The 26,491-nt window shown below is 65.2% G+C and carries 22 protein-coding genes; 3 read left to right on the top strand and 19 right to left on the bottom strand.

Annotated elements, in window-relative coordinates; genetic code table 11:
- Positions 1-322 precede the first annotated feature (322 nt).
- From ACQ5BL_RS14365 to amaB, 8 genes are all read right to left on the bottom strand, one after another.
- Entirely contained in the window at positions 323-1,246 is a 924-nt protein-coding gene (locus ACQ5BL_RS14365) for an ornithine cyclodeaminase family protein (protein WP_243804459.1), read from the bottom strand.
- 96 nt (positions 1,247-1,342) lie between these two features.
- Positions 1,343-2,059 (bottom strand): ABC transporter ATP-binding protein, encoded by a 717-nt coding sequence (locus tag ACQ5BL_RS14360; RefSeq protein ID WP_207882371.1) that lies wholly within the window; start codon positions 2,057-2,059, stop codon positions 1,343-1,345.
- Positions 2,056-2,928 (bottom strand): ATP-binding cassette domain-containing protein, encoded by an 873-nt coding sequence (locus ACQ5BL_RS14355; protein ID WP_207882369.1) that lies wholly within the window; start codon positions 2,926-2,928, stop codon positions 2,056-2,058. The genes ACQ5BL_RS14360 and ACQ5BL_RS14355 overlap by 4 nt, the downstream gene beginning before the upstream one ends.
- Positions 2,925-4,226 (bottom strand): high-affinity branched-chain amino acid ABC transporter permease LivM, encoded by a 1,302-nt coding sequence (livM, locus tag ACQ5BL_RS14350; RefSeq protein ID WP_243804670.1) that lies wholly within the window; start codon positions 4,224-4,226, stop codon positions 2,925-2,927. The genes ACQ5BL_RS14355 and livM overlap by 4 nt, the downstream gene beginning before the upstream one ends.
- Before the next feature lie 5 nt (positions 4,227-4,231).
- Entirely contained in the window at positions 4,232-5,146 is a 915-nt protein-coding gene (locus ACQ5BL_RS14345; protein ID WP_152226536.1) for an ABC transporter permease subunit, read from the bottom strand.
- 225 nt (positions 5,147-5,371) lie between these two features.
- Positions 5,372-6,505: a branched-chain amino acid ABC transporter substrate-binding protein gene (locus tag ACQ5BL_RS14340; RefSeq protein ID WP_207882364.1), complete on the bottom strand. Its 1,134-nt coding sequence runs from the start codon at positions 6,503-6,505 to the stop codon at positions 5,372-5,374.
- Positions 6,506-6,906: 401 nt separating this feature from the next.
- Positions 6,907-8,190, bottom strand: coding sequence for an L-pipecolate oxidase (amaA, locus tag ACQ5BL_RS14335; RefSeq protein WP_243804457.1), 1,284 nt, complete (start codon positions 8,188-8,190; stop codon positions 6,907-6,909).
- A gap of 130 nt (positions 8,191-8,320) precedes the next feature.
- A complete protein-coding gene (amaB, locus tag ACQ5BL_RS14330; RefSeq protein ID WP_279577148.1) occupies positions 8,321-9,811 on the bottom strand; it encodes an L-piperidine-6-carboxylate dehydrogenase in 1,491 nt (496 codons plus the stop codon).
- A 119-nt stretch (positions 9,812-9,930) separates the two neighbouring features.
- Between amaB and ACQ5BL_RS14325 the strand changes: the two genes are divergently transcribed.
- Both ACQ5BL_RS14325 and nadE read left to right on the top strand, forming a co-directional pair.
- Entirely contained in the window at positions 9,931-10,827 is an 897-nt protein-coding gene (locus ACQ5BL_RS14325; protein ID WP_243804455.1) for a LysR family transcriptional regulator, read from the top strand.
- A 98-nt stretch (positions 10,828-10,925) separates the two neighbouring features.
- Entirely contained in the window at positions 10,926-11,753 is an 828-nt protein-coding gene (gene nadE / locus ACQ5BL_RS14320) for an ammonia-dependent NAD(+) synthetase (RefSeq protein WP_207882356.1), read from the top strand.
- A 50-nt stretch (positions 11,754-11,803) separates the two neighbouring features.
- Here nadE and trhA read toward each other — a convergent pair whose 3' ends face one another.
- The gene (gene trhA / locus ACQ5BL_RS14315) at positions 11,804-12,430 is read right to left on the bottom strand and encodes a PAQR family membrane homeostasis protein TrhA (protein WP_207882354.1); all 627 of its coding nucleotides are present in this window, start codon (positions 12,428-12,430) and stop codon (positions 11,804-11,806) included.
- A 121-nt stretch (positions 12,431-12,551) separates the two neighbouring features.
- Positions 12,552-12,998, bottom strand: a complete 447-nt coding sequence (gene azu / locus ACQ5BL_RS14310) for an azurin (RefSeq protein WP_243804453.1) — start codon at positions 12,996-12,998, stop codon at positions 12,552-12,554.
- 369 nt (positions 12,999-13,367) lie between these two features.
- Between azu and ACQ5BL_RS14305 the strand changes: the two genes are divergently transcribed.
- Positions 13,368-13,955 carry a TIGR00730 family Rossman fold protein gene (locus tag ACQ5BL_RS14305; RefSeq protein WP_243804451.1) on the top strand — a complete coding sequence of 196 codons (588 nt, stop codon included), beginning with the start codon at positions 13,368-13,370 and terminating at the stop codon, positions 13,953-13,955.
- Between the two features lie 7 nt (positions 13,956-13,962).
- Here the strand turns inward: ACQ5BL_RS14305 and ACQ5BL_RS14300 are convergent, their stop codons facing one another.
- From ACQ5BL_RS14300 to ACQ5BL_RS14260, 9 genes are all read right to left on the bottom strand, one after another.
- Entirely contained in the window at positions 13,963-14,397 is a 435-nt protein-coding gene (locus ACQ5BL_RS14300; RefSeq protein ID WP_243804448.1) for a type IV pilin protein, read from the bottom strand.
- Positions 14,394-18,506 (bottom strand): pilus assembly protein, encoded by a 4,113-nt coding sequence (locus ACQ5BL_RS14295; RefSeq protein ID WP_243804445.1) that lies wholly within the window; start codon positions 18,504-18,506, stop codon positions 14,394-14,396. Before ACQ5BL_RS14295 ends, ACQ5BL_RS14300 begins: the two co-directional genes overlap by 4 nt.
- 15 nt (positions 18,507-18,521) lie before the next feature.
- Entirely contained in the window at positions 18,522-19,055 is a 534-nt protein-coding gene (locus tag ACQ5BL_RS14290; RefSeq protein ID WP_243804443.1) for a pilus assembly PilX family protein, read from the bottom strand.
- A complete protein-coding gene (locus ACQ5BL_RS14285) occupies positions 19,052-19,852 on the bottom strand; it encodes a PilW family protein (protein WP_243804441.1) in 801 nt (266 codons plus the stop codon). The genes ACQ5BL_RS14290 and ACQ5BL_RS14285 overlap by 4 nt, the downstream gene beginning before the upstream one ends.
- A 10-nt stretch (positions 19,853-19,862) precedes the next feature.
- On the bottom strand, positions 19,863-20,375 hold the full coding sequence (pilV, locus tag ACQ5BL_RS14280) for a type IV pilus modification protein PilV (RefSeq protein WP_243804438.1): 513 nt from the start codon (positions 20,373-20,375) through the stop codon (positions 19,863-19,865).
- A gap of 250 nt (positions 20,376-20,625) precedes the next feature.
- Positions 20,626-21,471 carry a mechanosensitive ion channel family protein gene (locus tag ACQ5BL_RS14275; protein ID WP_207882337.1) on the bottom strand — a complete coding sequence of 282 codons (846 nt, stop codon included), beginning with the start codon at positions 21,469-21,471 and terminating at the stop codon, positions 20,626-20,628.
- A 110-nt stretch (positions 21,472-21,581) separates the two neighbouring features.
- Entirely contained in the window at positions 21,582-22,706 is a 1,125-nt protein-coding gene (locus ACQ5BL_RS14270) for an SO2930 family diheme c-type cytochrome (protein ID WP_243804436.1), read from the bottom strand.
- Positions 22,703-23,947 (bottom strand): parallel beta-helix domain-containing protein, encoded by a 1,245-nt coding sequence (locus tag ACQ5BL_RS14265; protein WP_243804434.1) that lies wholly within the window; start codon positions 23,945-23,947, stop codon positions 22,703-22,705. Before ACQ5BL_RS14265 ends, ACQ5BL_RS14270 begins: the two co-directional genes overlap by 4 nt.
- A 188-nt stretch (positions 23,948-24,135) precedes the next feature.
- Entirely contained in the window at positions 24,136-26,391 is a 2,256-nt protein-coding gene (locus tag ACQ5BL_RS14260; protein WP_243804432.1) for a YgiQ family radical SAM protein, read from the bottom strand.
- Positions 26,392-26,491 lie beyond the last annotated feature (100 nt).

Here is a 26,491-nt window from a genome sequence, read left to right as displayed (position 1 = left end):
TCCACAGGCTGCTCCACGGAATCTGTGGGCAAGCGCGGCGGCGCATTTTCGCTGGACGAATTTCGAACGCCGCGCCGCAGCCCGCGCCAGCACTGTGCCGGAGAAGTTCTTCCCAAGGTTATCCACAGGTCTTTCAACGGCTGGCGTGGACAACCGAATGCCGCCGGGAACTTTTCCGGAAGACCTCAACTGTCCATCCATACAGGCTTTCAGGGCGATAGAGCAGAAATCAGCCGGCCTTCGCGGAGCCCCTGAACACGGGGCTTGCGATGATCCGCCCAGACCTTATCCACAGGCCGGCCCACAGATTTTCTGGACAACCTCAGGTTACGAGCAAGCGCGCCGCAATCAGGTCTTCCAGTGCATAACCCACCGACTTGAAGAGGGTGATCTCGCTGTCGTCCTTGCGCGCGCCACGTCCCTGCAGCAGGTCGGCAAGCTGGCAGTGGATGGCGCTTTCGTCGATCACGCCCTCGCCCATGGGGATCAGCAGATCGCCTGCCTCCTCCAGCGCACCTTCGCGGGTATCGACGACGATCCGGGCGCGACGCACGGCCTCGCTGTCCGTCTCGCGCATGGACGGCAGGAAGGCGCCGACCAGATCGAGGTGGCAACCCGAGCGCAGCCATTCGCCGTGCACGATGGGCTCGCGGGAGGTGGTCACGCAGCTGATGCAGTCCGCCGCCGCGACAGCGCCGCGCAGCTCGGCGCAGGCATGGGCCGGATAGCCTTCGTCCTGCAGGTGTTTCACCAGGGCATTCACCTTGTCGTCGTGGCGGCCCCAGATGGCGATGTCCTCGTACTCGCGCACCGCGCAGTGAGCGCGGACCATGTGCGGAGCGAGGGTACCGCTGCCGACGATCAGCAGCCGGCGCGCATCGCGGCGCACCAGGTAGTCGGCGGCCAGCGCGGAGGTACAGGCGGTGCGCCGGGCGGTCAGTTCGGAGGCTTCGAGCATGGCCAGCGGGCGGCCGGTTTCGCCATCGAACAGGCAGAACAAGGCGGCCACCGCCGGCAGGTTCTTCGCGCCGTTGCCGGGGAACACGGTGACCAGCTTGACGCCGATGTCCTGCCCCGGTCGCCACACCGGCATGGTCAGCAGCGAGGCGTTTTCCGGCAGCGCATGGCAGCCGCGTACGGGCGCCTCGCACTCGCCGGCCAGGCCCTGGCGCAGCGCTTCGATCAGTTGTGGATATGCCAGGCGTGCGGCGACGTCGGCGTTGGTGAGGAAGCGGAGGTCTTGCATGAGAACCTCGAAGGCAGATGGCGAATGTCCCCGTAGGAGCGGGCCATGCCCGCGATCGCGCCCATGGGGCGCTCCTACAGGGGAGCGAGGACGAGCTCAGTGCCCGCCGAGATAGGCGTTGCGAACCTCCTGGTTGCCCAGCAGCTCCGCCCCGGTGCCGGTCAGGCGGATCTCGCCGTTGACCATCACGTAGCCGCGGTCCGACAGCTTCAGCGCATGGTTGGCGTTCTGCTCCACGAGGAACAGCGTCATCCCGCTCTGCGCCAGCTCGCGCAGGGTCTGGAAGATCTGCTTGACCACGATGGGCGCCAGGCCCAGCGAAGGCTCGTCGAGCAGCAGCAGCTTGGGCCGGCTCATCAGCGCGCGGGCGATGGCGAGCATCTGCTGCTCGCCGCCGGACATGGTCATGGCCCGCTGGTTGCGCCGCTCCTTCAGGCGCGGGAACAGGTCGAACATGCGCTCCATGTCCTCCTGGGCGTGGTCCATGCCGACGGGAATGGTGCCCATCAGCAGGTTCTCCTCCACCGTCATGTCGGGGAATACCCGGCGCCCCTCCGGCGACTGCGCGATGCCGTTGGAGGCGACGTAGTGCGCGGACTTGTGGCGGATGTCCTGGCCCTTGTAGAGGATCGCGCCACCGGCCGCGCGCGGCTGGCCGAAGATCGACATCAGCAGCGTGGACTTGCCCGCACCGTTGGCGCCGATCAGCGCCACGGTTTCCCCTTCGTTGACGGTCAGCGAGACTTTCTTCAGCGCCTGGATCGGCCCGTAGAACACATCCACATCACGGAATTCCAACATCGGCGCCGTCATGCCAGCTCCTCTTCGTCCGCGCCGAGATAGGCGGCGATTACCTTGTCGTTGTGGCGAATCTCAGCCGGCGCACCACGGGCGATGACCACGCCGTGGTCGAGCACGATGATGTGGTCGGAGATGTTCATCACCATCCCCATGTCGTGCTCGATCAGCAGCACGGTGATCCCGTGGTGGTCGCGCAGGTAGCGCACGATGCGCGCCAGTGCCTGGGTCTCGGCCGGGTTGAGACCGGCGGCGGGTTCGTCCAGGCAGATCAGCTCGGGCCGGGTGCACATGGCGCGGGCGATCTCCAGGCGGCGCTGCTGCCCGTAGGACATCTCGCCGGCCAGGCGGTTGGCGCAATCCACCAAGTCCACCACTTCCAGCCAGTAGAAGGCGTGGTCCAGCGCTTCGCTTTCCGCGCGGCGGTAGCCGGGGGTGTTGAGCACGCCGGCGATGAGGTTGCGGTTGACGAACATGTGCTGGGCCACCAGCAGGTTCTCCACCACCGACATCTCGCGGAACAGCCGGATGTTCTGGAAGGTGCGCGCCAGCCCCGCGCGGTTCACCAGGTGGGTGCCACCGAACATCTTGTAGTAGAGACGGTTGCCGAACTGCGCCGGGTTGACGAAGTCGCTGCCCTGGAACGGCTGGCCGAGCACCTTGATCACGTCCGTGGTGCTGCCCTGGGTGTTGAGCAGGATGTTGCCGCCGGTGGCCTTGTAGAAACCGGTCAGGCAGTTGAACACCGTGGTCTTGCCGGCGCCGTTGGGGCCGATCAGCGCGGTGATGGAACCGCGCTCCACGTCGAGGTTGACGTCGTTGAGCGCCTTGATGCCGCCGAAGTGCATCATCAGGTGCTCGACGCTGAGGATCTTATCGCTCATGGCGCCACCCCCTTGCGTACGGCGAAGCCGGTTCGGCTGATGCGGATCAGCCCGCGCGGTCGCCAGATCATCATCAGCACCATGAGGATGCCGAACAGCAGCACCCGGTAGTCGGCGAAGCTGCGCAGCAGTTCCGGCGCCACGGTGAGGACGAAGGCGGCGATCACCACGCCCACGGTGGAGCCCATGCCGCCGAGCACCACGATGGCGAGGATCAGCGCCGACTCGAAGAAGGTGAAGGACGACGGGTTGACGAAGCCCTGGTAGCTGGCGAAGAACACGCCCGCCAGACCCGCGGTGGACGCGCCGAGCATGAACGCAGAGAGCTTCACCAGCACGTGGTTCAGGCCCATGGCGCGGCAGGCGATCTCGTCCTCGCGCAGCGCTTCCCAGGCGCGGCCCACCGGCATGCGGGTCAGCCGGTGCTTGATGTAGAGCACCAGCAGCACCACCACGAAGAGCACGGCGTAGATGAACACGAACTTGAGGTTCTGGTTGTAGTCGATGCCGAGGAACTCGTGGATCGGCGTGCCGCCCTCCTTCGCCCGGCGGCCGAACTCCAGGCCGAAGATGGTCGGCGAGGGCACCGGCATGCCGTTCGGGCCGCCGGTGAAGGACAGCCAGTTGTTGAGGATCAGCCGGATGATCTCGCCGAAGCCGAGGGTCACGATGGCCAGGTAGTCACCGTGCATCCGCAGCACCGGGAAGCCCAGCAGCGCCCCCGCCATCGCGGCGGTGAGGGCCGCCAGCGGCAGGACCGTCCAGAAGCCCAGGCCGAGGTAGTGGTAACCCAGCGCGAGGCCGTAGGCGCCGATGGCGTAGAAGGCCACGTAGCCCAGGTCGAGCAGCCCGGCGAGGCCGACCACGATGTTCAGCCCCAGGCCCAGCAGCACGTAGATCAGCCCGAGGATGATCACGGTGAGCAGGTACTTGCTGGCGAAGAACGGGAAGATCACCGCGGCGACGATCAGCAGCGGGACGATCCAGCGCAGGCGCGTCTTGTAGCCCGGCTGCAGCACGGTGATGCCCGAGTCGGAGCTTTCGAAGCGCTCCATCACGCGTGCACCGGCCGGGGTCTGCAGGTACAGGCTGAGCAGCAGGCGACCGATCATCACGGCGCCGACCATCCAGGCCAGGCGAACCGGTTCGAGGTTGAAGCTGTAGCCATCGAGCACCACGCCGACGATGGGCCCGAACACCACCAGGGCGATCAGGCCGGAGAGAAGGGTATCGACGAGGCTCTTCTTGATATCGATGCGCGCGGTCTTCGGCGCGGCGGTGGTCTGGGAAGCGGCCATCATGCTCACACCTTCGATACCTGGGGACGCCCCAGGAGCCCTTGCGGTCGGAAGATCAGGATGGTCACCAGCAGGCCGAAGGCGAACACATCCTTGAAGTCGGTGTTGATCATCCCGGAGAACTGCGCCTCGGCCACGCCGAGGATCAGCCCGCCGAGCATGGCGCCGGGCAGCGAGCCGATGCCGCCGAGGACCGCGGCGGTGAACGCCTTGATGCCGATGATGAAGCCCGCGTAGAAGTCGAAGGTGCCGTAGTTCATGGTGATCAGCACGCCGGCCAGCGCGGCCATGGCGGCGCCGATGACGAATACGTAGGAGATCACGCGGTCGGTGTTGATCCCCAGGATCGAGGCCATCTTGCGATCCTGCTGGGTGGCGCGGCACATGCGCCCGAGCTTGGTGTACTGGATCACGTAGGTCAGCACGGCCATGCCGACGAAGGCGGCGATGAGGATGAACACCTTGGTGTAGGTCAGCTGCACGAAGCCTTCACCGACGTGGAACTTCAGCGCGCCGTCGAGCAGGGTCGGCACGCCTTGCTGGCGCGGGCCCTGGGATAGCTGCACGTAGTTCTGCAGGATCAGCGACATGCCGATGGCGGAGATCAGCGGCGCCAGGCGCGTGGAGTTGCGCAGCGGCTTGTAGGCGATGCGTTCGATCACCCAGCCGTACAGCCCGGTGATGCAGATGGTGAAGACCAGCGTGCCGAGGATCAGCAGCGGGAAGGATTCGAGGCCGAAGAACGTCAGCAGCGCCAGGGCGACCGCCGAGAGGTAGGCGGAGATCATGTACACCTCGCCGTGGGCGAAGTTGATCATGCCGATGATGCCGTAAACCATCGTGTAGCCGATGGCGATCAGCCCATAGACCGACCCGAGGGTCAGCCCGTTGATCATTTGCTGGAGAAAGATACCGTCCACGATTGGGTACTCACACAGACAGGGCAGGGAAGGCGGGCGGCAAGCGGGCTGAACGGCTCGTGACCGTCGCCGGGCGAGCGCCGACCTGCGGGGATGCCGGCACCGCTCGTGGCGGCGCCGGCAGGTCGGAGCGGGTGTTCGGCAGCTGTCCGGATGCGCATGTCCCCGGCCAGCCCGTGCAGGAGCAGGCCGGGGTGTTGCGAACCGAGGACAGCGTCCGGACGCTTACTTCTGTTTTTCCAACTGGTGGTATTTGCCCTTGTCGTCCCACTGATAGACGACGTAGTCGGAGACCTTCAGGTCGCCCTTCTCGTCCCACTCCTTCTTGCCCATCACGGTTTGCACCGGGTTGGTGTGCAGCCATTTGCTGGCCGCCTGGGGATCGTTCTTGCCGGCGCCGTTGAAGGCGGCGGCGAGCGCCTGTACCGAGGCGTAGGCGTACAGGGTGTAGCCTTCGGGCTCGAAGCCGCCGGCGCGGAACTTGTCCACCACGGCCTTGCCGTCCGGGATCAGGCGCGGGTCGGCGCCGAAGGTCATCAGCACGCCCTTGGTGTACTGCGGGCCGCCGGCGGTGGTGACCAGTTCGTCGGTGACGATGCCGTCGTCGGAGAAGAACACGGTGGTCAGGCCCTGCTCGCGCATCTGCCGTACCAGCGGGCCGGCTTCCGGGTGCAGGCCGCCGAAGAACACCACTTCCGCGCCCGAGGCACGGATCTTGGTGACCAGGGCGTTGAAGTCCTTCTCACCGCGGGTCAGGCCTTCGTAGAGGACTTCCTTGACGCCCAGCTTGTTCAGCTGCGCCTTGGTTGCATCCGCCAGACCCTGGCCGTAGGTGTCCTTGTCGTGGATCACCGCGACTTTCTTGGCCTTCAGGACGTTGACGATGTAGTTGCCGGCGACGATGCCCTGCTGGTCGTCACGACCGCACATGCGGAACATGCCGGCAAGGCCGCGCTCGGTCACCTTCGGGTTGGTCGAGCCGGGGGTGATGGTGATGATGCCGGCCTCGTCATACACCTCGGAGGCGGGAATGGTGTTGGACGAGCAGAAGTGGCCGACCACGGCGATGGCCTTGTCCTGGTCGACCAGGCGGTTGGCGACCGCTACGGCCTGCTTCGGCTCGCAGGCGTCGTCCGCCTTCACCAGCTTGATCTTCTCCCCGTTCACACCGCCGGCGGCGTTGATTGCGTCGGCGGCGGCATTGGCTCCCCGCCAATACTGTTCGCCGAACGAGGCGTTCGCCCCGGTATGCGGTCCTGCGACCCCGATTACGACATCAGCCTCTACAAAGGAAGACATGCCAAGCGCGGTGGTTACCGCCAGGGCCAGAAAGCCTTTTCTGAAAATCTTCTGCGACATGGAGTTTTGCTCCTGAGGGTTTTTGTAATGGCGCACGAACTAATGTTGGCGATTTTTCTGATTACGCGAGCTATCGACAGCAAGCCGCGTGCCATTCGTTTTTGTTATTAACCAAGTCCTACAGCAAAAACAGCCAGAGCTGGCAGGCATCAGTGCTAGACACGTGCAACCCACCCAAAACCGAAGGTGCAACCACATTATCGAAAAGGCGCAACCCTCCTTCCCGTGAGCTGACACATCCAGCCACCACAGGCGCAACCCCATCCGTAACCTTCGCTGTCACCGAACTGCACATCCCCGGTGCAGACCCGTCGGGGTAACGCACCATAAGAGGCTAGACCAAAGTGCAGAGAACGTTGGGGCAGACGCGGCGGGAGGCCCCCGCCCACGCATCGCCGGGTTCAGATCACCACCCGCAGGCACTGCCCGGCGTGGTAGAGCGAGAAGCCCGCTTCGTACAGACGACTACGCAGACCGGCGGCGGAAATTTCCTCCATCGGCCGTAGCGGCATCGGCAGGACGCTGGCATCACCGCCCAACAGGAAATCGGCGAAGGCCTTGCCCACCACCGTGCCGGTGGTGACGCCACGGCCGTTGTAGCCGCTCATGGCGACCAGCCCCGGCGCCGGCTCGAACAGACGCATGAGGTGGTCGGGGGTGAAGTCGATGCAGCCGGTCCAGGTGAACTCCCATTCCACCTTGCCCAGCCTGGGGAAGTAGTGCTGCTGGATGCGGTCGGCCCAGCTTTTCAGGAACCACTCCGGCTTGCCGGTGCCCTTGCCGAGGCTGCCGAGCAGCAGGCGGCCATCGGCGTCGCGGCGAATGCTGCTGAGTACCTGGCGGGTGTCCCAGGAGCCCTGCCCGCCCGGCAGGATGCGCGCCGCTTCCGCGCCCTCCAGCGGACGCGAGGCGACCTGATAGTAGTATCCGGGGAAGAAGGTGCGGCGCAGCTCCGTCCACTCGCCTTCGGTGTAGGCGCTGGAGGCGATCACCACCTGTTCGGCGGTGACCACGCCGCCCTGGGTGATGACGTTCCAGGCGTTGCCCACGTGTACCAGCCCGACCACCGGGGAGTGGTGGTAGAGCTCACCGCCGAGGCCGACCACCGCACGGGCCAGCCCGCTGACGTAGGCCATCGGGTTGAGGGTACCGGCGCGGCGGTCGAGCAGCGCACCGGCGATCCTGCTGGTGCCGCAGGCTTCTTCGCATGCCGTGCCGGTCAGCAGCTCGACGGGCGCCCCGCGACGGCCCCATTGCTCGCAGCGGCTGCGCAGGTCCGCCAGGCCACGGGCGTTGTGCGCCATGTGCAGGGTGCCTTCGCGGCGCGCCTGGCAGTTGATGGCGTATTTGTCGATCAGGGAGAACACCAGGGACGGTGCGTTGCCGAGCATGCGGTTGACCCGCTCACCGACTTCCGCGCCGAGGCCCGCTTCGATCTCGTCCGGCGGAATCCACAGGCCGGCATTGACCAGCCCGACGTTGCGCCCGGAACCGCCATGCCCGGTGGCATGGGCCTCCAGCACGCAGACCGTCTGATCCTTCTCCAGCAGATGCAGCGCGGCGGACAGGCCGGTGATCCCGGCGCCGATGACACACACATCGACCTTGCGATCCCCGCGCAACGTCGGCGCTTCCGGACGTTCGGGGGTCAGGTATTCCCACAGACACTCTTGGCGAAGCGACATCCAGCGATCCTTCTACGCGAACCTTTGTGAATGACTCGGTACTGCGTGCTCTTCGTAGGAGCGAGCTTGCTCGCGAACAAACCCCGCTGCGGAGCTGTTCGCGAGCAAGCTCGCTCCTACAAGGGCGTCCTCAATCGAACACTATGCCCTGGGCCAGCGGCAATTCCCGCGAGTAGTTCACGGTGTTGGTCTGCCGGCGCATGTAGGCCTTCCAGGCGTCGGAGCCGGATTCGCGGCCGCCGCCGGTTTCCTTCTCGCCGCCGAAGGCGCCGCCGATCTCCGCGCCGCTCGGGCCAATGTTGACGTTGGCGATGCCGCAGTCGCTGCCCACCGCCGAAATGAAGGCTTCCGCCTCGCGGATGTCGGTGGTGAAAATGCACGACGACAAGCCTTGCGGCACGTCGTTGTTCAGCGCCACGGCGTCGTCGAAGTTCTTGTACGGCACCACGTAGAGGATCGGCGCGAAGGTTTCGCTGCGCACCACGTCGCTCTGCTCGGGCATCTCGACGATGGCCGGCGACACGTAATAGGCGTTGGGGAATTTATCAGCCAGTTGACGCTCGCCGCCGAACACCACGCCGCCCTCCCCGCGCGCCTGCTCCAGCGCACCCTGCATGGCCAGGAAGCTGCGCTCGTCGATCAGCGGGCCGACCAGGTTGCCTTCCAGCGGATGGCCGATGCGCACCTTGGCGTAGGCGGTCTTCAGGCGGCTGACGAATTCGTCCTTCACCGACTCGTGGGCGATCAGCCGGCGCAGCGTGGTGCAGCGCTGCCCGGCGGTGCCGACGGCGCTGAACAGCACGGCGCGCACGGCCATGTCGAGATCAGCACTGGGCGCGAGGATCATGGCGTTGTTGCCGCCCAGTTCGAGGATGCTGCGGCCGAAGCGAGCCGCTACGCGCGGGCCCACCTCGCGCCCCATGCGGGTGCTGCCAGTGGCGCTGACCAGAGCGACGCGCGCGTCGTCCACCAGCGCTTCGCCGGCGCTGCGATCACCGATCACCACCTGGCTGAGATGAGCCGGGGCGTCACCGAACTTGCTCAGCGCACGCTCGAACAGCGCCTGGCAGGCCAGCGCGGTGAGCGGAGTCTTCTCCGACGGTTTCCACACCACCGAGTTGCCGCAGACCAGCGCCAGCGCGGTGTTCCACGACCACACGGCAACCGGGAAGTTGAAGGCGCTGATCACACCGACCACGCCCAGCGGATGCCAGGATTCGCGCATGTGGTGACCGGGGCGCTCGGAGGCGATGGTCAGGCCATAGAGCTGGCGCGACAGGCCGACGGCGAAGTCGCAGATGTCGATCATCTCCTGCACTTCACCCAGGCCTTCCTGGGTGATCTTGCCGGCTTCCCAGGACACCAGCTCGCCCAGGGCCGCCTTGCTCGCCCGCAGTTCCTCGCCGAACAGGCGCACCAGCTCGCCACGACGCGGCGCCGGTACCTTGCGCCAGGCGTCGAAGGCGTGGGCGGCGCGGCCGATCTTCTGCTCCACCTCGGCGGCGCTTTCCAGGCGCACCGCGCCCAGGCGACTGCCGTCGACGGGAGAATGGATGACCTGATCGCCACCAGTGACCAGGCGGGCGTCGACGCCGAGGGATTCGAGCAGTGCGGAAATCATGCGGACTCCTGATTGGGTTCAGAACCAGTTGGAATGCCAGCAGTAATAAACGGCTTGCCTGGGCACAACAAACGACGTTTCCTATGCACATCATTCCGTAAATTCATGAACCGCCCTCCATGCTGAGCAAACGCCACCTGCCGTCCATGACCGCCCTGCAATGCTTCGAAGCGGTGGCGCGGCACCTGAGCTTCACCCGTGCCTCCGAAGAGCTGAACCTGACCCAGAGCGCCGTCAGCAAACAGGTGGCGCAGCTGGAGGAAATGCTCCAGCACCTGCTGTTCCGCCGCGTGCGCCGCCGCCTGCAACTGACGCCGGCGGGCGACCTGTACCTGGTGGAAGTGCGCAAGATCCTCACCCAGGTAGAGATGTCCACCCACTACCTGCTGTCCTACGGCGGCGAAACCCAGGTGCTGCGCGTGGCGACGCCGCCCACCTTTGGCGCACGCTGGCTGATCCCGCGGCTGAACGGCTGGCGCCACCGCCACCCAAACATCCATCTCGACCTGCGCCAGGAGCTGGAACCCAGCGACCTGCTGCAATCGCGCTGTGACATCGCGTTCTTCTTCGGCGCCGGAACCTTGCCCGGGGCGGAGTGCATGCACCTTTTCGGCGAGGAAATGGTGCCGGTGTGCTCGCCAGCCATCCTGCCGGAGAAGCCCCTGAGCGACCCCACCCAATTGGCCGAACTGGTCCTGTTGCAGAACGCCACCCGCCCGGAGGCCTGGCACGAGTGGTTCCTGAGCCTGGGCAAGCACAGCGAACACAGCTACCACGGCCCGCGCTTCGACACCTTCTACATGTGTATCCGCGCCGCTCAGGCCGGCTGCGGCGCGGCGCTGCTGCCGCGCTTCCTGGTCAGGGAGGAGCTGGACGAAGGCAAGCTGGTCATCGCCTGGGAGCATGGTCTGGCCAGTCGCAGCGGGTATTACCTGGCGTACCCCGAGCATGCCGCGGCGGTGCCCAAGGTGCAGGCCTTCGTGGAGTGGATCCAGGCGCGCCTGACAGCGCCCTGATTGGCGCAATTGACCATCGACCCAGCGCAACCGACGCTGGTATTTTTCCTGCATTCCAACAGGCATCGGCCTGTCACTGTCCGGATCGAGGTACATCCATGAAAGCCACCCAGCAAGCCATCGCGACCGAGCTGAATGTCCAGCCGCCGTTCAAGGGCCCGGACGACGTCCAGGCGGAAATCCAGCGCCGCGTGCGCTTCATCCAGGATTGCCTGAAAGGCTCGGGCATGAAGACCCTGGTGCTGGGCATCAGCGGCGGCGTCGACTCGCTCACCGCCGGCATGCTCTGCCAGCGCGCGGCGGAAGGCCTGCGCGCCGAGACCGGCGACCAGAGCTATCGCTTCATCGCTGTGCGCCTGCCCTACAACGTGCAGGGCGACGAGCATGACGCCCAGGAATCGGTGGACGTCATCGCCCCGGACGAGCGCCACACCGTGAACATCGGCCCGTCGGTCCAGGCGCTGGCCGCCCAGACCCTGGCGCTGGAGGGCCTGCCCGCAGGCACCCGTGACTTCGCACTGGGCAACACCAAGGCGCGCGTCCGCATGGTCGCCCAGTACACCATCGCCAACGCCCGCCAGGGCCTCGTCGTCGGCACCGATCATGCCGCCGAAGCGGTGATGGGCTTCTTCACCAAGTTCGGCGACGGCGCCTGCGACCTCGCCCCGCTCACCGGCCTGGTGAAGAACCAGGTGCGCACCATCGCCCGCACCCTCGGCGCGCCGGAAAACCTGGTGGAGAAAGTGCCCACCGCCGACCTCGAAGACCTCGCCCCCGGCAAGCCGGACGAGCACTCCCACGGCGTGACCTACAAGGAAATCGACGCCTTCCTGCACGGCGAGGACGTCAGTCAGGAAGCCTTCGACATCATCGTCCGCACCTTCGAGAAGACCCGCCACAAGCGCGCGCTCCCCACCACGCCGTAATCAGTCATGGCGCGGGAGCCCTCCCGCGCCAGCCATTTCCCGGCGCCAGCTCAGCGCGCCGGAATGACGTAGCGCCAGATAGCGATGAAGTGCAACAGGCTGCCGGCGATCACGAACAGGTGCCAGATGCCGTGCCAGTGGCGGAAGCGGCTGTCGTAGGCGAAGAAGATGATGCCGATGGTGTAGCAGGCGCCGCCGCCCACCAGCCAGGCGAAGCCGGCACCGCCCAGCGCCCGGTACAAAGGGCCGACGGCGATCAGCACGATCCAGCCCATCACCGCATAGATGATGATCGACAGCACCCGCGCCTCGGAACGCGGCTTGATCTCCTGCAGCATGCCGATCACCGCCATGCTCCAGACGATACCGAACAGGGTCCAGCCCCAGGCCCCCTTGAGCGTCACCAGGCAGAACGGCGTGTAGCTGCCGGCGATCAGCAGGTAGATGGACAGGTGATCGAGCTTGCGCAGGATGACCTTCGCCCGTCCGCGCACGCTGTGGTACAGCGTGGAGATGCTGTAGAGCAGGGTCAGCGTTGTGCCGTACACCGCCACGCTGACGATGCGCAGCGGCTCGCCGAGCAGGCTGGTGGCGACCAGCAGCCAGATGCCGCCGACCAGCGCGGCGACGGCGCCGATCAGATGGGTCCAAGCATTGAAGCGTTCACCGTGATACATGGCATCCCCCCAACTGCGGATTCGACCAGAAACACCCTAGCTTTGTTGCATGAAAGAAAAAGCCCGACCTTGAGTCGGGCTTTTCGTATCGCCGGATCTTCGTACCAGGACGAGGCCGGGATTACTTGAGGGTCAGGGTGCCCTTCATCATGGCCGAGTGGCCCGGGAAGGAGCAGAAGAAGGCGTACGCATCGCCAGCCTTGAGCTTGGACACATCGAAGGTCACCGAGTCCTTCTCGCCGGAACCGATGATCTTGGTGTGGGCGATCACGCGGGTGTCGCCGTCCTTGATGTAGTTCTTGTCCAGGCCGGCGGCCATGCCGTCGGTCACTACGCCCTGCATGTCGGCGGCGGTGGTCAGCACCCAGTTATGGCCCATGACGTTCTTCGGCAGGCTGCCGGGGTGGGACAGGTTGACGGTAAAGGTCTTGCAGCTCTTGTCGACGCTGATGGCGTTGGTGCTGAACTGCATCTGGTCGTTGCCCTGGATGTCCACGGAGCATTCGGCGGCCAGCAGCGGAGCACTGAACAGGCCGAGCAGGGATACAGCAGCGAGTTTACGGAACATACAAGCCTCCTAGGCAGGTTGGGCGGAGAAACCTGAAGGGAAGACTGCCCGATGAGCGGTCGAGTTCCCCTGATCCAGGTCAACGGCACACAGGCGGTTGACCACGACGCAAGTCTCAAAATATCTATCGGCCCCATCCGGATCATCAACGAGGCAGATCAGCGCACCCCGTCTAGCATAGACCCCACACCCCGGCACCACAGGAATCCGCGCCATGAAACGTCCCTCCCTGCTGCAAACCCTGCTCGTCAGCTATGCGCTCGCAGCCTCCGGCGGCGGCGGTCAAGCCGGCTGAAATCCGTTGCGCAAGGCTTGGTCGCTCCCGCGCCAGCCGCTACCCTGACGGCCTTGATCATGTGGGAGCTTTCCATGTCCTTGCGTTCCATCTGCGTATTCTGCGGCGCCAGCCCCGGCGCCACTCCGATCTACCAGGAAGCCGCCGAAGCCCTCGGTCGTCATCTGGCCGAGCGTGGCATCCGCCTGGTCTACGGTGGCGGCGCGGTCGGCCTGATGGGGATGGTGGCCGACGCCGCGCTGGCGGCGGGCGGAGAAGTCATCGGCATCATTCCGCAGAGCCTGAAAGAGGCGGAAATCGGCCACAAGGGCCTGACGCGCCTGGAGGTGGTCGACGGCATGCACGCCCGCAAGGCACGCATGGCCGAGCTGAGCGATGCCTTCATCGCGCTGCCGGGCGGCCTGGGCACGCTGGAAGAGCTGTTCGAAGTCTGGACCTGGGGCCAACTCGGCTACCACGGCAAACCGCTGGGACTGCTGGAAGTGAACGGCTTCTATGAGCCGCTGCTGACCTTCCTCGACCATCTGGTGCAGGAGCGTTTCGTCCGCCCGCAGCACCGCGAGATGCTCCAGCGCGCCGGCACCCCGGCCGAACTGGTCGACGCCCTGCAGGCCTGGACACCTTCGGCGGCGCCCAAGTGGGTGGACCGCAACCCGACCTGAGCCAGCCTCAGCGCCAGCATTCGGCGGCATCGCCGGCCGCCGAATGCTGTTCCCCCTGGGCATTCAGGCTCAGCGCACCGCAGCGCAGGTCCTGCGCCTGCGTACCTTGCGGCGTGACAGTGAGCCAATAGCCGCCCTCCTCCGCACCTCGCTCGACGGTGAGGAGGTACTTGCCTCCGGTGGATTCAGCCCCCTTTACCGTCACGCGTGGCAGCCCCAGTCTGGCCAGCTCGGCGGTCGCCACGATATAGCTGTTGTTCTGGGCGAAGTAACGCTCCTGCCGTACCGCCGCATCGAGCAACAGCGCCTGCCCCTCGGTGCGGTTGGCGCGCAGGACATACTGCCGATAATTGGGGTAGGCGATTGCCGCCAGAATGGCGGCGATGGCAACCGCCAGCATGAGCTCGACAAGGGTGACGCCCGCTTCCCGGGACCTTCTCATTTCACGGACTCCGGCATCTGCGTCCAGGTCTGGCGACCGCTCAGTTCACCGAGAGCGAGCTTGTGCTGCTTGCCACTGGCGTCGAACAACGAGTCGCCGCTGAAGGTCACGCCCCCTGCGGCAATCGGAATGCTGCTGGGGACCTTTCCGCCCACCCGATCCTGGTCATCCACCTTGCCGTCACCATTCAGGTCGAACACCGGGAACAACGTCGCGCCTCCCGTATTCGCGCCAAGCGCCAGCAGATTGCCCTCCAGGCCGGGTGAACAAGGATCGGCATTGGGCGTCACAGTCGCGACCTGAAGCAGGTTTCCCCGCACCTTGGGCGCGGTGATGACCCGCTCGCCCAACAGGCGATTACCCACCTGAAGGTCCAACACCCAGCCGGAGTCCCGCGTCCAGTCGATGGGCTTCTGACTCGCCCTGCGGCTCCCTACCGGGCTCCTGGTATCGAGGGTTTGCGTGAGCAGGTCGGTGCGGGTGAGAGGCCGGGTCGTCTTCGCGGCACCGCCATCCGTCTGCTGGTCCCAAATGCCGTAAACCGATTGCAGCGTGCTGGAGACCTTGTCACCGGCGGTGAAATAACGGCCGGTGCCGAAGTAGACCATCAGCCCCTTGCCGGACGGATGCTTCATGAACGCGGGGGCAGCAGTGATCGGTTGGACGGCTGGGTCCGACTCGCTGACGGTCGTGTGATACAGCGGCTTGTTGCCGAAGGAGACGGCGAAGCGGACAGCGCTCACCACCGACGTAGCGCTCAGCGCGTCGCCGGCCCCCGCATCGATCAGGTCGAATCGCCACAGATTGCCGCGCAAATCGCCTGCGTAGGCATAGTCGGCGATGCCATCGCCGTTCACATCCGCCGCACTGACCGCCGAAAGGCCATTGGCCCCGCTTTCCGATGTCGTGAGCCTGGCCAGCAAGTGCCCCGTGGCGACATCGAGCAGGAGCAGGCTGGCCTTTCCATCACGCCCGCCGTAGCCATTCCCCAGCAGCACTGCCCACTGGCCGCTGTGCAGGCGGGCGATCACCGGCGCGTAGAGCGTGTAGCCCAGCTCGGGATCATCCTGCGCGGTGAACTCCCACAGCAACGAGACGGCGTCGGGATCGGTAATGTCCAGGGCAAAGACTCCGCGCCCGCCAACCCCCAGCGCACCGACCAGCACCCTGTGCCAGGTGCCGCCGAAATACACGTCGGACACGGCCGGCGAGCCATCCACGTAATAGCGGTGATGCCCAGGCTCACTGGCGTAGCGGCGATCAGTGAGGATATGAAGGTTGGGGATGACCGGGGTCGGGACGTAAGCGAAGGTTTCCACCCCTGACTTCGCATTGAAGGCGTGCAGCATGCCGTCGTTGGCACCGACATAGACCTGGTCATCCCGCCTCGTCTGTGCCGAGGCGAACGCCCGGTAATCTCCGCTGCCACCGTCAAGAGCCTCGGCAACGCCCACCAGCAACGCCGCCTTGCTGCCCAGGACAGGAACCGAATTGACGATGTCGCCAATCAGGCTGGTGCGCGGGCGGTACAGCTCCACATGGCGAGTGTCACCCTTGAGGAAGTTCACGCGGGAGGTGTCCAGCTGGTCCTGCAGACCTGCCCCGGCAAAGCGTCGGCCGGCCAGATGCTCGAAGGTGAAGTCCTGCAAGCCGTTACCCGAGGCATTCGCCATCAGGATTTTTCGCTCGCTCCACCGGGGCAATCGCTCGCTGGCTTTCCACTCCAGTCTCGGCGTCTCGGAACTGCCGGCCCCGGGTACGACTCGCTTGAGCAGGTCACCGCCCCAGGTGCCGACATCCAGTTGCGTGCTGTACAGCTCGAATCCGTCCTCGCCCCGCTCCTGCTGCGAAACGATGGGCGCAGTGATGGCGGCATGGCCGTGCAGGATCGGGCTGAGCGCTCGGGACATTTGCGCCTTGAGCTGGGCGGCATCGACCAGTTGGAAGTAGTTGTCCGGGGTGCCGGGCTTGCGCGAATCCCACTCACCGTCGACCGGCAGGGACGATCGACTGGCATCGAAGCCGCCCCACTTGGCTGCGTACCAGAGTGGGTCCCGCAGCGGGGTGACCTGCTTTTGCCTGTCCGGAATGAACGTCCGGGTCGGGCCGCTGGCTTGCAGTGCCGGGCAGGCACTACCGAGCGGCCTGCACTCGCCAGCCCAACGCCCGGAGGGTGTGTCCAGCGGATCGCTGAGCACATCGCCAGCCGATACGTCGAGATAGATGCCGTCCTGCGAGGTTCCGGCCAGCGTGTATCCCAGGTGCAAGGCCCGCCCCGTGCTGCCACGCTCCACATTCAGGGTGACGCTCAGCGTGTTGTCCACATTGACCCTGGCGTTGTACAGCACCACGGCTTCATCCTCGAAGGCCACACGTAACGCCACTTCCGGACGACCGCCGTTCACCTGCGCGGACTGCTTCTGCCCCGGCAGGTTATGCATCGACTGCGCGAAGAAAGCGCTCACAGAAGCCAGCACGGAGGGCCTGCCTGGCGATAAGGCCTTGCCGAAGGGAATCAGGGTGACCATGCCTTCGCCTATCGGTATCCGGATACCGGGCATGGGTGAAGAGAGAGCAATGGCGAAGGTCGTGACCGGCAGGCCGGTCGTGGTGATGGGGTGCAGGTTGCCGTAGTAGGCGACACTGGCGGCGTTGTAGGTACCTTCCCGGGTCGGCTCCTCCGGCAATCCGCGCAGGCTGCCGAAGCCGCTCGCCAGCTTGGCGGTCGGGGCCGAATCGGTGGCACTGCTGCTGACCTCTCCGATGGCGACCCGCTGCGTGGCGCTGCCCGTCTCGTGATCCCAGAGGATCTTTCCCGACGCCGAGACATCCAGCGCCGCCAAGCTACCACTTGCCTGACCGAGCGAGCCGAAAGGGCTGCCCGGAAGCTGCGAGTCATGACTGGGACTCGCATCGCTGACGAGCGTAAGCAAGGGCGGCGAGCAGCGGTGGGCAAGCTCCGACCGGTACGGGTCGCTCCACTGCGCAGGATGATCGGCGGATGCGGGACTTGCAGCACCGCTGAAGTAACGCAGCCCATCGAGCATGATCCCGCCCAACGGATTTGCACTGCCCGAGCAGTTCGCCGTGCCGCACAGCGTGCGCAACCCATCGAGACTGGAGAGGATTGCCTGCTTGGTATGAGCCCCGTCTTTCCCCGTTACGCCGAAGATCCCGGTCTGCGCATCGACCTCATCCGCAAAGGAACCGATGGCCTTGCGCAACACGCCGCCCGGCAGGTCCCGCGTGCCAGTGCCCATCATCAAACCGAAGTACATCTGGTCGTCTTCGCCGTACTCCTGCAGCAGTCCCGTCGGCTTGTAATGTTTGCTCGGGTACTGCTTGCAGTTGCTTTCCAGCAGCCCTGGAACACACACCTTGACCCTCACGGCGAAGTCGATCGGGGTGATGTTCTGCCCCTGCTCCCCCACGGCTGGCCCGCGCCCGGGCCAATCCCAGACATGCAGATTGGCCAGTTCCGGTAGAACGCTCAGGTAGGTGGCGCCATTCACCAGGACACGGCTATTGGCGAACAGCGTGCGATTCGCCCCGTGCGGCGCAGAGAAGGGGGTGTAGTCCGCGAGGTCGAATCCGGCGTCCGTCGTACCGGTGTATTCCTTGCCCCAGGCAAGGGCGCCCTCGGGAACGAACGAGCGCTCCAGAACCGTCTCGTCTTCGCTGTCCGTAGCGCGATAACCACCATAGAGAACCTTGCGCAACGCATCGGCCCGCGAGGTGGTCAGGTAGTTGAGAAAGTCCCCGCTCCAGCGACCGGCGCTGTTTCTGCAGACCTTGTCAGCGGTGAACGCGACCGGCACGAACACCTGCTCGCCGCTCGCGTACCGATAGCACTTCCCGGAGTCGAAATAGCCGTAATGGTCGGTTGCCGGATCGTAGCCGCTGGCATCGCTTGCGGCATCGTAGGCGGGAAGAAACAGCTTCTGATCCAATCCCACCACCAGCAGGTTCAGTGGCGGCATGGAGGGGCTGACGAACAGCGGAGTCTGGGCAGGCGCAGTTCCGGTCGCCGGAACCGTTTCCTCTGCCGCACAACCCGCCGCCGCTAAAAGCCCGGCCAGCAGCCCGAGTCCGTATCGATACGGGGTCATCGGCAGCCTCCCTGCTCAATCATCATGGTGCCTGGCATACACCGAGCGCAGCTTCTGGCTGCCCTTGCCGGCGCAATCGCCCGCACAGCTGTTGACCTCGTACAGGAAGGTCCCGCCCTTGCCTCCCGCCGTGCACTCTGTGCTGACGCAGTCGGCCCCGCCGCCGATCAGCGCCACGTACCATTTGACGGGCTGGTTCCTTGAGCCGGTTTCGGTGGCGACTTCATCGCCTTGTGCAAAGCGTGGAGCGCTGTAGCCGCCGCTGTGCGCGGCATCGCGGTAGGGCATGCACATCTGCCGGGTGCAACTCATGACCCGTGCATTGAGCGATGCGGCCGAGTAGGCGCCCAGGCGTTCCTCGGCCACGCGCAGTCCCGTTTCGGCGTCATTGAACAAGCGCTGCTGCGCGGCCGAGTGACCGGCAATGCGCGATTCGACCACGGCGCTCCTGACGCCCGACAAGGCCAGCATCGTCATGATCAGCAGGAGAATCAGCGCTACGAACAGCGCTGCTCCGCGCTGGGAAATCGGTCCGCCCGGCAGCTTCATGGCATGAGATTCCTCAGCATGACGGCCCCCTGGATGACCTGGTACAACTGGCCGGAATCGCCGGAAACCGCGGAGGGCTCCGCACCGGTCAGCAACTTCCAGTCGGCGACAGCCGCGGCCTTGCTGACGGCATCCCGAAGCGTCTTGCCGCTGCTGCGCAGCAAAGCCTTGTAGCCCACCCCGACCACAGGCTGTCCATCGTCGGGCGAGCCGCCGATGTACCGGACCAGCCCCCTTGGTCGCGCGTCGCTGGCGACCGCCACCTGGAAGACCAGATCGACCAGTCCATCCACCAGCGCCTCATCCCCCTGGGCACTGGCGCAACGCAGATCACCGCTGCTGCCCAGGTAGATCTTTTCGACGAAGACGAAGTGGGTGCTGGCATAGGGCTCGGCAAGCTCCGCAAGGTTGGGTGCCCGATTGCCCAGGCAGTCACGCTCCAACCTGTCGCGCGGCTGATAGCGAATGCACAGCGCCGACCGACCCACGTACTGCACCGCCTGCCCTGGCGCAAAGCTGCAGCCCTTGACGATGCCCCCGGAGGTTCCACTGAACGCAGCCTCCATGTCCTGCCCCAGCGGGTTTCTTCGGTAACCGGCCCTGCTCAGTTCCTGTTGCAGGAACTGCGACACGAAGCGCCGGCTCTCCTGGTTCTGCAACTGCCCTTGCTGGAAGAGGTAGGTGCGCTGGTTGTCCAGGTAGACCTGAGTGATGCCCAGCACCAGAAAGCTGCTCAACACAAGGGCAATCATCAACTCAACCAGGGACAGTCCACCCTGAAACCGCGTGCCTTCCATGGCTCGCCTCCTAGATCCGGGTACGCAATCGATAGCGGCAGATCGGCTCCGCCGGATTGTCGGCCTTGGCATCCAGGCACTCTCCTGGCCTGACCGTCCAGGCCAGTTGGATCTCCAGCAGCTCCCCCGTAGCGGTGCAACGGTTTTCCCCGGCCGATCGACAGACATGGAACTCATCGACCAGCAGTTCCCTGGCACCCGGCAACAACGCACTCGCCCGCTGTGCCCAGCACGCCAGTTGCTGGTCAGCGGCATCGGGGGTGTTCGCGCAGGTAGTAGGTGCACCGGGGAAGCTCGCACCGGCCGTCTTGAGATAGCCCGCCGGAACCGCCTGGCCACCGCTCCCCAGGCGAATCATCTCCACCAGGTCATTGGCCAGCGCGGCCGCCGTGTTGCGCTGCGCCGAATCCTGGATGTACTGCAGCGCGCGCCCCTGCAGGGTGACCATCCCCAGTATCCCGATGCAGGTCAGCACGACCGCCACCAATACCTCGATCAGGCTGAAACCGAGCGCGTCCTTCATGGCTGTCCCTCGCACAGGGTGAATCACCGGATGCAGGTAGCCTGCGACGGCAAGGCAGCTCGGGTCAGTCAGACGAGGATGTCGTTTGAGGGTGATTTGTCCGTGTCGCGTGAAAAACAAATCTCATCGAGCGGAAAGATCGGTACGGGAAGACCGAGTCCGCATTCCCCATGTCGGTGGTTGGAACGGGGAAGCGCTGGACATAAAAAAACCGCCCCATAGGGGCGGCACAAGGGATTGAATCGAACGCTTACTGAGTCTGCTGCACGATCACCGTCTGCGCCGGCATCGGCGCCGGGAAATCGGTGCCCAGGGCGTCCTTGATGGTGCGGTTGGTGTCGAAGTAGACCTGCCAGTAGCTGTCGTTATGGCAATACGGACGCACCGCCAGCACCGGGCCGACCAGGTTGAATTCGAGGATCTCCACGTCCACCGGCGGGTCGCTCAGTACATTGGGAATTGCCGCGATGCGCTGCTTTAGCACGGCAATCGCGGCCTGGTAGTCCGCCGCGCCGGACAGCTGGGCCTTCAGCTCGACACGACGGAAGGGGTTGTGGCTGTAGTTCTGGATGGTGTCGCCGAAAATCTTGTTGTTGCCTACCAGGGTCAGCACGTTGTCCGGGGTGTTGATCGCGGTGACGAACAGGCCGATCTCCTTGACCGTCCCGGTGACGCCGCCGGCGGTGATGAAGTCGCCCACCTTGAACGGCCGCAACACGATGATGAAGCCACCCGCCGCGAGGTTCGCCAGCAGGCCGGACCAGGCCATGCCGATGGCGACGCCGGCCGCTGCGATGAGGGCGGCGATGCTGGTGGTCTGCACACCGAAATAGCCGAGGATGCCGATCACCAGGAGGATGTTCAGGGTGACCGTGATGAAGGAGCCGACGTAGCGCAGTACCGTCGGGTCCACGCTCTGCCGGGAGAGCGCCTTTTCCACCATGCTCACGGCCATGCCGATCAGCCATCGGCCGATCACCCAGAAGGCGATGGCCGCGAGAATCTTGATACCGAAGGCGAATGCGTACTGCGAAACCGTCGCCCACAGCGCGTTGATCTTCTCCGTACCCACATTGATGATGTTCGTATCTTCCATGGAAGCGCACCTGCGAGAGAAAGGGACCAGATGAAAGCTAGCACGGCCCCAGCCGTTTGCTCGCCGCAACGCGCAGCCCAGAGCCCTGGCGGGCTCCGGGGCATTTTTCGCTAGCAGTTGCCGGGCAGTGAGCTGATCCAGCGGTTGAGCATTTCCAGCCCCTCGCGATGCACCAGGCCACGGCCCAGCTCGGGCATCATGTCGCCGGGTTTGTCGCTGCCGACGCGGTAGCTGAGCACCGACTTCTCCGGGCTGCCGGGGTGGATGTCTTCCAGCCGCCCGCCGGTGCCGCCCCCCGCCGCCACCGGCGGTTTGCAGACACCGTAGGCGATGGAGACCGGCGTGTGCGGGTCGAGGTACAGGCCCGAGGTTCGCGCCGCGCCCTTGGGGTTGTGGCAGTGCGAGCAGTTGGCATCGAGGTAGCTGCGCGCCTGTTTTTCCAGATCCTCACCGGCGCGCGGATGACCCCACAGCGCGTTCTGCGGCACCTGCGCCAGCGCCGGCAGGCCCTTGAGGAAGCCGCGTGCCTGCCAGTGCTGCAGCTGGTTTTCATTGCCGCCTGCGTAGGCGAAGTCCCGATTCAGGTGGCGCGCCTTGGGCCCCAGCGGGGCGATGCCCGCGCCCTTCTGCTCGGCATGGCATTCGGAGCACTGGTTGGCATCGGGGACCATGTAACTGAAGGTGGCCTTCTTGCCGCCCTCCCCGGTCAGCTCCAGCGCCTGCGTGTCGCCGGCCAGCTCCAGACGCGCCTCGCGCTGGTCCTTGTCCCAGACGTAGGGCAACGCGGTCCAGCCATCCTTCTGCCGCACCAGCACGCGGGTCTCCACCAGGCGGACCTTGGCGAGGTCGAGCCCGGCCTTGGGGTCGCGGTCGTCCTGGCTGTTCTGCAGCAGGTTGCCCTGGGCGTCTTTCGGGTAATAGAAGGTCTTGGTCAGCACGGTGCCGACGGGGTAATCGAAGCGATCCTCGGCATACTGCGCGGACTGCCCTTCGGGCATCCAGACGGTACGCAGCTTGTGCGCGTAGTCGGTGAACAGCGGGGTGTTCAGGTCATAGGGCAGCACTTCGGCGACCGGCGCCAGGTGACCGTCCGCCAGGTGCAGCATGCCCCAGCCACTGAGCTTGGCGGGGTAGTCGTCGCCCTCGGGCTGATAACGCGGCTTGCTCTCCTGCCCGCACCCGACCAACCCAACGGCCAGGGCGAGCGACAACAGGAACGAAGCGTGTCTGGTCATGCCTTGCCGCCCTTCTCGCCCAGGCCGGCCTGCTCGATCTTCGGCAATGGCTGGAGCTTGCACTGGTGCACGCTCATGTCGGTGCTGATGTTCTTGTAGCCGTTGGGACCGTCGACGTTGACGATGCCGGCGTTGCCATTGTCGATGCAGATCGACAGCGCCTCGGGCAGCTTGCCGTCGACCAGTTTCTTCGAGTTGAAGTAGCCGTCCCAGAGGATGTCCGGCAGGCGGCCGTTGAGGCCGAACTTGGCGACCTTCAGCGCCTTGAGCTCCATGTGGTCGGGGCTGTCGCCGCCGGGGCCGAAGGTGTTGCCGTGGATGTAGATGCCTTCGGGGTAGGGGTCGAAGTTCGGCTGGGTCGCCTTGTCCGAATAGTTGGTGCTGAAGTAGCTGCTGATGATGACGTTGGCGGTTTTGTGGTTGCCGATCTTGTTGTCGAAGATCTCCACGTCGTCGTTGGAGTTCACCACCACGCCGGAACCGGCCGGCACGCTGGCCACCGGAGTGCCCTTGTGGCCGAAGTTATCGTGGTTGTTGCCCTGCACGTCGTTGTTGAAGACCCGGGTGCCGCGCCCCGGCTGCTGCAGGTTGGGCATGTTGAACACGAGGATGCCGCCGGTGTTGTCGGTGGCGACGTTGTTGTAGACGTCGGCGCCGATGGTGTTCTCGATCTCGATGCCGGCGACGTTGCGCTCGGCGCGGTTGTTGCGCACCACCACGTTGCGCGACTGGCCGACGTAGATGCCCGAGTCGGAGGCGCCGATGGCGACATTGCCTTCGAGCAGGGTGTTCTCGGTCTGTACCGGGTAGATGCCGTAGCCGCCGTTGTCGGTGGAGGCGCCGTTGGTCCATTCGGTGCGGATGTTGCGGATGACGATGTTCTTGCCGCCGATGACCTTCAGGCCGTCGCCCTTGGTGTCCTCGATGGCGAGGTTCTCCAGGGTGAAATCGGAGGCGTCGACGAACAGGCCTTCGGCGCCAGCCTTCTGGTTCTTGAAGTTGAGGATGGTCTTGTCCATGCCGGCGCCGCGAATGGTCACGCCGTCCACTTTCAGGCTCAGGCTGCGGTCGAGGTGGTAGGTCCCCGCCGGGATGTCGATGACGTCGCCGGCCTTGGCCTTGATCAGGCGGGCCTGCAGGTCTTTCTGAAAGTCAGTGCTGACGGCGGCGGTTTTCCCACCATCACCGCAGGCGGCCAGGGCGACGGAGACGGCGATCAGGGACAAGCAAGCGAGACGCATGGCGGGGCACTCCAGTCTTGTTCTTATGATTCTGGAACTATAGTGCCAAGTAATTTCCGTGGGTAGCCCCCGGAAGCAGAAAACCCGCGCCATTCGCGGGCTACAGCGCGGCGACCGGTTGGCCACCCCCGAAATAGACAGGCCCCGCAATAGCGGGGCCTGTCTGCATCACGCGGCGAAACTCAGGATCAGCGCGGAATGTTCGGCTGGCGCTTGGTGCTGCGCTTCTTCCCTTTGGCATAGCCGATGGCCTTGCCTTCCTCGGCCTTGTTCCACGGCTTGGAACCATCGCTGGCGCGCGGCGGCAGGCCGGTGTGCTGGGTCAGCAACGGCTTGCCGGTCTTCTTGCTGCCTACCGGGGTAGAGTTCTTGCGGCGCGCGCTCTGGTAGCCGCCATCGCCGGTCGGCTGGTGCGTCGGGATGAGCTGGTGCTTGCCGTTGCCGATCAGGTCGGCGCGGCCCATTTCCTTCAGCGCCTCGCGCAGCATCGGCCAGTTGTTCGGGTCGTGGTAGCGCAGGAAGGCTTTGTGCAGGCGGCGACGGCGCTCGCCCTTGACGATCTCCACGCCATCGCTCTTGTAGGTGACCTTGCGCAGCGGGTTCTTGCCCGAGTGGTACATGGCCGTGGCGGTGGCCATGGGCGACGGGTAGAAGGCCTGCACCTGGTCGGCGCGGAAGCCGTTGCGCTTGAGCCACAGGGCGAGGTTCATCATGTCCTCGTCGCTGGTGCCCGGGTGCGCGGCGATGAAGTACGGGATCAGGTACTGCTCCTTGCCCGCCTCCTTGGAGAACTTCTCGAACATGCGCTTGAAGGCGTCGTAGGTACCGATGCCCGGCTTCATCATCTTCGACAGCGGGCCTTCTTCGGTGTGCTCCGGGGCGATCTTCAGGTAGCCGCCGACGTGGTGCGTCACCAGCTCCTTGACATATTCCGGGGACTCCACGGCCAGGTCGTAGCGCAGGCCCGAGGCGATGAGGATCTTCTTCACCCCCGGCAGGTCGCGGGCGCGGCGGTACAGCTGGATCAGCGAGGAGTGGTCGGTGTTGAGGTTCTCGCAGATGCCCGGCCAGACGCAGGACGGCTTGCGGCAGTGACGCTCGATCTCCGGGTCCTTGCAGGCGATGCGGTACATGTTCGCGGTCGGCCCGCCGAGGTCGGAGATGACGCCGGTGAAGCCCGGTACGCGGTCACGGATTTCCTCGATTTCGCGGATGATCGAGTCTTCCGAGCGGCTCTGGATGATGCGGCCTTCGTGCTCGGTGATGGAGCAGAAGGTGCAGCCGCCGAAGCAGCCACGCATGATGTTCACCGAGAAGCGGATCATCTCGTAGGCCGGGATCTTCGCGCCGCCGTACTCGGGGTGCGGCACGCGGGCGTACTGCAGGCCGAAGACGTAGTCCATCTCCTCGGTGGTCAGCGGGATGGGCGGCGGGTTGAACCAGATGTCGGTCTCGCCGTGACGCTGGACCATGGCGCGGGCGTTGCCCGGATTGGTCTCCAGGTGCAGCACGCGGTTGGCGTGGGCGTAGAGCACCGGGTCGCTCTTGACCTTCTCGTAGGACGGCAGGCGGATCACCGTGCGCTCGCGCTCCAGGCGCGGGTGCGGCAGCAGCTCGACGACCTTGGCTTCGTTCGGGTCGTCCTGCTCGCCCTTCTCCTGCTCGATGGCGCAGGCGGCGGTGTCCTGAGTGTTCACGTAGGGGTTGATGATCTTGTCGATCTTGCCCGGACGGTCGATGCGGGTGGAGTCCAGCTCGAACCAGCCCTCGGGGGTGTCGCGACGGACGAAGGCGGTGCCGCGCACGTCGGTGATCGACTCGATGGACTCGCCGGCGGCCAGGCGCTGGGCCACTTCCACCACGGCGCGCTCGGCGTTGCCGAACAGCAGGATGTCGGCCTTGGCATCCATCAGGATCGAATGGCGGACCTTGTCCTGCCAGTAGTCGTAGTGCGCGATGCGGCGCAGCGAGGCCTCGATGCCGCCAAGCACGATCGGCACGCCCTTGTACGCCTCGCGGCAGCGCTGGCTGTAGACCATGCTGGCACGGTCCGGGCGCTTGCCGGCGTTGCCGCCAGGGGTGTAGGCGTCGTCGGAGCGGATCTTCCGGTCGGCGGTGTAGCGGTTGATCATCGAGTCCATGTTGCCGGCGGCGACGCCGAAGAACAGGTTCGGCTTGCCCAGCTTCATGAAGTCGTCTTTCGACTGCCAGTCGGGCTGGGAAATGATCCCGACGCGGAAGCCCTGGGCTTCCAGCAGGCGGCCGATGATGGCCATGCCGAAGGACGGATGGTCAACATAGGCATCGCCGGTGACGATGATGATGTCGCAGGAATCCCAGCCGAGCTGATCCATCTCTTCCTTGCTCATGGGCAGGAACGGCGCCGGGCCGAAACACTCGGCCCAGAACTTGGGATAGTCGAACAGCGGTTTGGCGGCTTGCATCACGGGCACCGGGGTATCTCGAATAGGTATCGCGGAAAAACGCGGGCGCGAAATATAGCACAAAAAGTGTACAAATCCGACCAGTGAACTCAGATTTAAC

It is taken from the genome of Pseudomonas sp. B1-22, from assembly GCF_050474425.1.
Lineage (GTDB): Bacteria > Pseudomonadota > Gammaproteobacteria > Pseudomonadales > Pseudomonadaceae > Pseudomonas.
This window is presented reverse-complemented; position numbering and strand designations above follow the sequence as displayed.